Origin of the sequence: Paenibacillus sp. HB172176, from assembly GCF_011947265.1 — a bacterium.
GTDB lineage: Bacteria > Bacillota > Bacilli > Paenibacillales > Paenibacillaceae > Pristimantibacillus.
On record NZ_JAATHD010000005.1, the window covers coordinates 292,947 to 302,321 of the forward strand.

The 9,375-nt window shown below is 48.8% G+C and carries 5 protein-coding genes; all 5 read left to right on the plus strand.

From position 1 onward, the window contains the following. Nucleotides 1–138: 138 nt before the first annotated feature. On the plus strand, nucleotides 139–3,945 hold the full coding sequence (locus HFP08_RS10045) for a CBM96 family carbohydrate-binding protein (protein WP_481856555.1): 3,807 nt from the start codon (nucleotides 139–141) through the stop codon (nucleotides 3,943–3,945). Between the two features lie 45 nt (nucleotides 3,946–3,990). Continuing rightward, nucleotides 3,991–5,310, plus strand: coding sequence for a sulfatase family protein (locus tag HFP08_RS10050; protein ID WP_168120454.1), 1,320 nt, complete (start codon nucleotides 3,991–3,993; stop codon nucleotides 5,308–5,310). 36 nt (nucleotides 5,311–5,346) lie between these two features. Beyond that, nucleotides 5,347–6,387: a glycoside hydrolase family 88/105 protein gene (locus HFP08_RS10055; RefSeq protein ID WP_168120455.1), complete on the plus strand. Its 1,041-nt coding sequence runs from the start codon at nucleotides 5,347–5,349 to the stop codon at nucleotides 6,385–6,387. Nucleotides 6,388–6,392: 5 nt separating this feature from the next. Beyond that, complete coding sequence (locus HFP08_RS10060; protein WP_168120456.1) at nucleotides 6,393–8,060, plus strand: SGNH/GDSL hydrolase family protein; 1,668 nt, start codon at nucleotides 6,393–6,395, stop codon at nucleotides 8,058–8,060. 403 nt (nucleotides 8,061–8,463) lie between these two features. Next, nucleotides 8,464–9,375 (plus strand): hypothetical protein (locus tag HFP08_RS10065; protein ID WP_168120457.1); only part of this gene is annotated, 912 nt, incomplete at its 3' end.

The following is a 9,375-nucleotide window of genomic DNA, read 5'->3' on the forward strand; positions in this document are numbered from 1 at the left end:
CATATTCATGGAGAAGGGGCGAAGGTTATGGGAGCTTTAAAGAAATCGAAAAGTAGGATATTTGTTCTGCTGGCCATGTTGATTGTTTTATGCAGCATGAATACCTTTCAAGCAACAGCGTTTTCGGATAATAGCAATATGACCGATGAGGACTTCTTTGGTGCTTGGAACGACTCGGAATCCGCTTGGACGACTGAGGGGAAGCTCGACTACGCCTTTAGCCCAAGCCTGTCAAGTGTTGAAAATTACGTCAAGCAAGGTGATTATAGCGGTGCCGGAACAGCATTACTCGAATATTTTGTAAACCGAACCTCTATCGCAGTTCAACCTTTCAGCAGCGAAAAAAGAAATAGCGACACTGCAAATCTATTATTGGATGATGTGTTCACCTCTGATGGCGAATATTATCTGGATACTTTCACCGTGAATGATCTTTATCAAACCATTGATATATCGATTACGGATGCGGTTAAGGCGGCAATGGATGAAAATAAACAATTGACCCTTATTCTGATGGGCAGGAATAAAACAGGATCTGCCGCTACGTTCTACAGCAGGGAGCAGAGCGGCAACAAGCCGCAATTGGAAGTGACAACAGGGGGAAATACGTATAGCTTGACGGCAGTCAAGGATACTTATATTCAACCTGATGCCTATGGCGATACAAATTTCGGTACAAGTCAACAATTGATTGTGAAGGATTCAGGCGAGCCTTTTGACAGCCTTACCCGCAGAACGTATATTCAGTTTGATTTAAGCAGCTTGGCAGAAATTCCTGTCAGTGCGACTTTAAAGCTATATGGCCGGAATGCCTCTCAAACGGGAAATATGGATATCATGCTTTACAGGATTGCCGATACAGCATGGAACGAAACGACGATGTCCTGGAACAGCACCTTTGGGAACACGTTCTCCTGGCAAGGAGCCATCGCAAGCACGGATTGGGCTCAGCCTTTGACGGGAGCTGCGGCGTCATGGAAAAATATTATGTCGCGCTTTCAATTTGCTCCCCTATTGATTAACGAATACCAAGCGACAAGCGACGAGAGCTATGCTAGCAAATTAATCAGCCTTATACTTGATTTTATTACAGACCAAGGCAATTCGGATCCCGGTTATTTCTCCAGAATCGATCCGGGCATTCGATCGGTTTTCTGGATAAGAGCTTACGATGCATTGCTGGACAGCGCTTCAATCGACGCTCCGGCAAATACGGCTATGCTGAAATATATGTGGCAGATGGCAAACCATTTATATAACCCGGATAACTATGATACGTTCTCCAACTTCGGAGTTTTACAGACTCGAGGTCTCTACTTTCCAGCTGTTTATTTTCCGGAATTTAAAGATTCGGCCAACTGGCTTTCTACCGCCAATGCTAGATTCGACGGTTTGATAAAGACATTAAATTATATTGATGGCTCCTATTCGGAGGATAATTCGCAGTATAATATCGTCACGATTAACACCCTCATGGACAGTAAAAAAATGGGGGACTTGAATAACAAAGCATTCGGTGAAACGTTCAACCTTGGTCTGGAACGAATGGGGCGTTACACTATGAATCTTCTGTTCCCGAACGGATACAACCCGCAGTACGGGGATGCGGATTACGTGAATAACCGGCCGGTTGTGCTTGATATTGGCAATACTTACGACAATGAGGAGTTGATTTATTATGGCAGCAACGGCGTAAGCGGCACAATGCCAGCTTCAACCTCCATATTTTATCCCGAATCCAACCTTGCGATAATGCGATCGGATTGGACGGAAGACGCATTGTATATGCACGTTAACAATAATCATGGCGTACATGCGCATTCCGATCTTCTTAGCGTTATTGCCTATGCCTATGGACAGCCGCTGCTAATCGATCCGGGCCGATTCACCTATTCGACCGAATCCCCCATCGTGCAATGGCTGAGGCTTTCGCCGGAAGCGCATAACACGATCGAGATTAATGATAGCAACGGAAATGCAAGCTTGGAAAAACAAGTGGATTCCTGGGCAAGCAATGGGAATTATGATTTTTTCGAAGCAAACCAAGAGGCCTATCCAGGCTTTAATCATCAAAGAAGCGTGTTGTTCATCCATTCAAAATATTGGATTGTTTCCGATTACATCACTTCGAGCACAGGTACGAATAAGTACGAACAGACCTGGCACTTGCTGCCGGAAGCTAATGTGACGTTGGACGGAACAACAAAGAAAGCACAAAGCCAATTCGAGGGGAGCGCCAATATTCAAATCGTTCCGGCGGATCCTGCTTCTCTGACAGCATCGTTAAGGGACGGCTACTATTCCGAGAGATACCAGAATGTATCCGACGCCCCGTTCGTATCCTATGTTAAAAATGCTAGCGGCAACGTTACTTACGACACCGTATTGTATCCTACCGAATCCGGGGATACCGATCGAAATGTGGAGGTAACACGGCTTTCTACGGGAGCTCCCGCCACAACGGCTACAGGGCTCAAGATCGACTTGAATTCCGGACATAATGGAGACATTGGGTATTATTACTTGTCTCATGAACAAAAACCGTCTGTGGAAAGAAGCTTCGATATCTACCATTACGATGGGAAAATGGCTTATGTGGAAACGGATCATATGGGAAGTATTCGCAACGCTTCAATTAAAGCGGGAAGATCATTGAAGAAAAATGGCATGCCTCTCATTGACTCTTCGTTGGAGATTTCCGACATGGGGGTCGTGTGGAACGGCTCAACGCTTGAAATTACCGGCACGGATTTAAAGGCAGATTCGGATAGCGCTACGGCTATTGCCCTATACGCTCCCTCGGTAACCTCTGTACAACTGAATGGAACTGCTGTGCCGTTCTCAGTAGATGGCGACTATATTTATGCCGTTCGCCCGTCTAAAGTCAGTTTCAACTCTAAAACGGATTATTCATCTGTGCAAGGAGCAAACGGGTGGTCCTACTTGTCCTATGACGGCGCGAACGTTTCCGAGCTTGAGTATGAAGCTTCATTGGACCGTTGGGAACAGCCTGGCGGCGTACATCCATATGTAAGCGACATCTTGCAAACAACGGGATCTTCCAGGGATTCAATACGAAGATGGACAGCGCCGGCTGACGGTGTGATTCAGATGAAAAGCAGCGTGAAAGGTCATCCCGGTTATACGTCCGGAGACGGAAGAAATGTAAAAATAATAAAAAATGGAACGACAAATGTATGGCCGGAATCGGGATGGGAATTTATATCGGGCAGCGACACGACAGGATATGAAATGGATGAGATTCTGGAAGTCAGCGCTGGAGATACGATTGAAATGATTGCGAACAATTTCGACACTGCTTCGGCCGATCATCTCATATGGGAGACAAATATTGATCTTTATCCTGGGGCATCCTTGCTCTACGATGGCTTTCAAGACGGGGACAGCTATGGATGGACGCCTCTGCATGCATCGAGATGGACAGTGGGCAGCGATGGAGACGACTACTTCTACGCATTGAATACGACGGACTATTCCAATCAAAGCGGGAACAGACTTGGAGAATACGCATTGCTGGACGGCTCTGTTTCCGACAACTTCATCATTAATCTTAAGGCGAGAATGGGTGACGATGTAACCGTAAATGCTGAAGCCGATTTTGCCGTTGTGTTTCATTATCAAGATGCGGACAACTATTATTATTTGTCGATGAATAATGATAAAGGCAAGACGCAGCTTTTTAAAGTGAAGAGCGGCGCCGGACAGCTCATTGCCGATTCGGATGGCTTTACCGATTGGATAACGGATAACGAATTCCATAGCATTTCCATAGAGGGGGATGAAAATGGCAAGATTGTCGTCTATTTCGACAATCAAGTTGTGTTGAGGGCAACAGATAAAACGTTTGCCGGCGGTCAAATCGGAGTCGGTTCCTATAACGACAGCGCTTATTTTGATGACATTGCAGTTATTAATGTGAAGTAGGGAAAGCAATTTCAAATCGAACAGGGCTGGAGAGGGATGAACGCCATGAACATTATTTACATGAATACACATGATACCGGAACCTTCATACAACCGTACGGCGCCCCGGCAGCTTCGCCCAATTTGATGAAGGTTGCCGAAGAAAGCGTCATATTCCGTCATGCTTTCTGCGCAGGTCCGAGCTGCTCGCCCAGTCGCTCGGCTCTTCTTACCGGGATGTCGCCGCACTCATGCGGCATGCTTGGTTTATCGCATAGAGGGTTCCAGCTACATGATTATGGAACTCACTTGGCACATTTTTTGCTTCAGAATGGCTACGAGACGATCCTGTGCGGATTTCAACATGAGGCTCCCTCTCCGGAATTGCTCGGCTATACCACTGTGCGAAGCTCGAATCATCCAGATGAAATAAGCGGAGAGGGTTTCAAGTCCTGGGACTTGAACAATGCCAGAATGGCGACGGAAGAGATCGGAAAATCAAGAAATAAGCCTTTCTTCCTTTCATTCGGATTAATGAATACACATCGTCCGTTTCCGGCTATTGACGGCGATGTTAATCCTGATTTTGTGTCGCCTCCACATCCGGTGTTCAATAATAGGATGAACCGTGAGGATACGGCTGCGCTCATGACGTCTGTCGGTGTGGTGGACGAATGCGTTGGAATGATATGGGAGGCGTTGCGGAAATCCCGCAAGGATGAGGATACGCTGCTGATTTTTACGACGGATCATGGGATTTCATTCCCGCGAATGAAATGCCATTTGTACGATGCGGGCATTGGCGTCGCTTTGATGCTGAGAATGCCTGGAGGCAAGAACGGCGGAAATGCCGTGGACGGTCTGGTTTCGCAGATTGATTTGTTTCCGACGATTTGCGAACTTGCTGGTTTGGACAAGCCGGACTGGTTGGAGGGAAGATCCATGCTTCCTTTAATAGAAGGGAGCGCGGAGACGATTCGGTCGGAGATTTTTGCCGAGACTGCCTTTCACATTGCGTATGAACCGGCCCGCTGCATTCGGACGGAACGTTACAAGCTTATTAAGTTTTTTGAGGATCACGGGCGATGGGTTCATATCGGGGGAGATGGCGGAGAAAGCGAACAATTTGCAATAGAGCACGGGATTCTGGAAGAAGAGCGGGCAGATGAGATGCTGTTCGATTTGTTCCTGGACCCGGTGGAAAGAGTTAATCTCGTTCATCAAGCGCGATATCGGGCGATTTATGATGATTTGTCGCAACGATTGGATTCATGGATGAAGAAGACGAACGATCCGCTTCTGTCGGGAAGGATTGCTCCTCCGGATCCCAATAAGATCGCCGCGCCATGGGAATTGAATCCTAACCTGTTGAAGAGCGATGAATGAAGAAGACTTAATGGAGCTATTGGGGGGGAATGAAATATGACGATATCATTCATAAATAAAGTAGCGGAATGCACGATGCGCATGGATTTGAATGTGGACAAAAAAGGAGAATGGGACTGGGGAGCAGGCGTAGCGCTCTATGGTCTGAGACGGGTATACGAGCAAACGGGGAATAAAGATATCTATCTCTATATAAAACGATTCGTCGATTATCATATGGAGCATTCCGAGCTTGCTTATACGGTTAATACGACTGCGCCTCTCTTATCTGTTATTTTGTTGTATAAGGAAACCGGCGAGTCAAAATATTTGTCATTTTGTGAAAGCTTTACTTCCTGGCTAATGAAGGATGCGCCAAGAACGGAAAACCGTGAGCTGGAGCATACTGTTATCAATAGCAAATTCAGCGATGAAATTTGGGTCGATACTATTTTTATGGCAGGTGTATTTCTTGTCGAAATGGGCTGTCTTACAAAAAATGATCGTTACGTGGAGGAAGGGATCTTCCAGGCGACAAGTCATATGGAACGATTAATGGATGAGCAAACGAAGCTGTTGTATCACGGATATAGCTATGCGACAAGGGATCATTTAAGCGGATGCCTCTGGGGAAGGGGGAACAGTTGGGCGGTCGTCAGTGCAGCCGAGATCGCCGAATTGCTGCAGAGCGAGCTTGGGGCGCGCTTCAACGGGCAAATGGAGAAGCTGCTCCGAATGATTGCGGCGCAAGCCGAAGGTCTCTGCGCTGTGCAAGCCGATAATGGCTTGTGGCATACGATCTTGAACGACCCGGCAAGCTATTGCGAGTCGTCCGCATCCGCCGGCATTGCATATGGGCTAAGCAAAGGAGCTCGTCTCGGTTATTTGGCAGGCGAGGCTGCCGCTGCCGCAGCGAAGGGCTGCGAGGCCGTCAAAGCCAAGATCTCTCGCGATGGTGTTCTTACGGATACTTCCATTGGCACGGGCATTCATAAAAATCTGGATGGCTATCGTCTTGTGCCGAAGGACAAGATTATGCCTTGGGGACAAGGGCTTGCCTTGCTGATGCTGTCCGAGATGGATAGACAGAGGATGTGATTTCAGTGATTGCGGTACAAGGAATGAGGGTCGTACCGACTGTTCCGGTCTCTATGGCTGTCATGGTGGAGCCCGGAACAATCATTTGGGATAATGGAGAAACAACCGTGTTGAAGGAGTCGGTGAAGCTGCAAGTTCAGTCCTCCGGTACTCAAGCATTCAAAGACCATGCTTATCAGATTAGGGGCGAAGCGGACAAGCTTCCCGGCTATTGGAATGGGGAAAGCATACGGGGCTCAGGAGGCGCGCCATATCAACGAATGATCCCCGGTACGCTCACGGTCTACAATGAGAGTCGGTCGATTCCATATCAGGAATCGATCGACTATATTGTGGACTGGTATTGGGGAACGGTTAAACGAAAAGCGGGAGGCGCAATCGCTCGGGATGAGCGGCTGTCTGTTGATTATGAGGTGTACCTATGCCGATACGATGCTGTTGCCATTAGCCGAGATGGACAGTTTAAGCTTATCCGCGGAAGCGATGAAGCGCCTGAATCACGCGAGCTGCTTCTTCCCGATCCGCCCATGGTTCGGGAAGGCCGCGTGCTTGCTCATCTGTTCGTCGGTTGGGGAGCAACTGCCATTCATGACGGTGAATATGCCATTCGGCATTCATCCGGAACGCTTGATGAGCTTGATGAAGTTCGTATTCGCGGCAGATATATGGATATGATTCCACGAACCTATTTCATTCAACGTGTGAAGATAGATGAAGCGTTGTCTTCAAATGAGGGATCAGGCTTGGAATCCATGATGATTCGAACAGGGGCAACTGGAGAAGAATATGGTACAGGCATGGAACGTAAGCGTGAGAACATGCTGTGGACCGAACCGCAAAGCTATGTTCGGAATGAGCCGATCCCGCTTTTGCTGCAATCCGCATATGGCTTTCCCGTGGATTGGGGATTATCGCTGGATGTTTCCCTAGCAGATAGAGCGATGGCGAACGAAGCTCTCTCTGAGATCTCCGTTACCGTGTATCCGCATGCTATTTTCGATATGCGAGACGCGACGAATGTGCCGGATTCCGCCGTTACCATTCGAAATTCCGGCGGCGCAGCGAGGTTGAATCATAAGATGGAAGCGGGAGAGAATGTCCGGATTGCCTATTACGGCGAGAGCACGTCACGCTCCGGGAGATGGCCCTATCTTGTCGCAAGCCAGCTCCGAGGATTGTATCCGCATAGCTCTATCAAAACTTCCAACATGGCAGTCGGAGGGGAATCCAGTCTTAAGGGCTTTGAGCGGCTGTCAAGCGATGTGCTGAAGGTTAATCCCGATTTTGTATTTATCGAATATATGCTGAATGATATGTGCAGCGGCATGCTGGAGCAAACGTTGGAGCTGACAGAGCGTATGATATCGGGCATACTCGAAAGCGGTGCGGAATGTGCGATTGTAACGGTGAATGGCATGAATCCGCAGTTTCATGAACAAGGCTCCGCGCGGTTGTTCCGAAGCTATCATGACAAGCTTATCGAATTGGCGGATCGCTATGGCGTGGTTTTCATTGGCGGTTACGATTATTTTGAGAAGTTGCACGAGTTCGGCCGTTATTTCCTAACTGAATTGAAAGGCAATATGATTAATCATTCATGGGGAAATGTTGATCGGAGCTGGGGCAGTTTTGATGACGTGTTGGCTAAAGGCATTGACCGTTTATGGCACTGAAATTGAATCGTTCTCTGAATTTCGAGCCTCCTTCGCGGGGGCTCATTGTTTTTGGAAGGAGATTTGCTGAATGACTAGAGTTAGCGGTAGTCGATAGCCTCTCAATTCTTTTGTTTACTTGTACAGAATATTATCTTAATATAGTGCCATGGAATTGAATTTAGTATATTTTGTCGAAATTTGATTGGAGTTCTTCGAGCGAGTGCCCTTGTCATTAAGCAACAATATACGAGAGGAGGGAAGATAGCGTATTAGCCGAGCTCGCTTGAGAAAGTTATGAAAATAGCATGTATGGTTTAGAAGGTATGCCTATACGTTATCATGTGAATTTATGGGAGTGATTATAATTAAAGCTTATGATGTAAGGCAAAGGTTGTTATCGGGTTTCTTGGCGCTGTGTTTGATGTTTGGGATGAATTTAGGCTGGACGCATCCTGTAAGCGCTGCAACTCAGCCCGCAGCGCCAAGCGCGACGGGCGGCGAGGAAAGCATCACGGCGAGCAGCTTCACGTCGGGCGCGACGCTTAAGCTGTATTTGACGAACGGGAATCTGCAGGATACGGCGACGAACGTGACGGATGCCAGCTATACCTTCGAGAACATAGAGCCGAACAGTCTGCAGTTCTATGTGACGCAGACGGTGGGCGGCGAGGAGAGCGAGAACTCCAGCTTCGTGGGCGCGAGCCTGCGTACGCCGTCGGCAGCGGCGGGCATCGGGTATGTGGATGTGACGAACGTCTACGCCGGCGCAACGGTGACTTTGTATGACGATCAGGATCAAGAGGTGTCGAGCGCTCCGGCGGATCAGGGCGGAGGCGTGTGGCGCTTCAGCGGACTGACGGCGCGAAGCGAATATTATGTCGTGCAAAGCATAAACGGCGTGGTGAGCCTCCCCTCGTCAATCGTGACGGTTCAGCCGGATATTCCGGCGGCGCCAAGCGCGGCGGGCGGCGAGGGAAGCATCACAGCGAGCAGCTTCGCGTCGGGCGCGACGCTTAAGCTGTATTTGACGAACGGGAATCTCCAGGGCACGGCGACGAACGTGACGGATGCGACGTACACCTTCGACAACGTAGTGCCGAACAGTCTTCAATTTTATGTGACGCAGACGGTGGGCGGCGAGGAGAGCGAGAATTCCAGCTTTGTGGGCGCGAGTCTGCGCACGCCGTCGGCAGCGGCGGGCATTGGGTATGTGGATGTGACGAATGTCTACGCCGGCGCAACGGTGACGCTGTATGACGACCAGGACCAGGCGGTGTCGAGCGCTCCGGCGGATCAGGGCGGAGGCGTGTGGCGCTTCAGCGGACTGACGGCG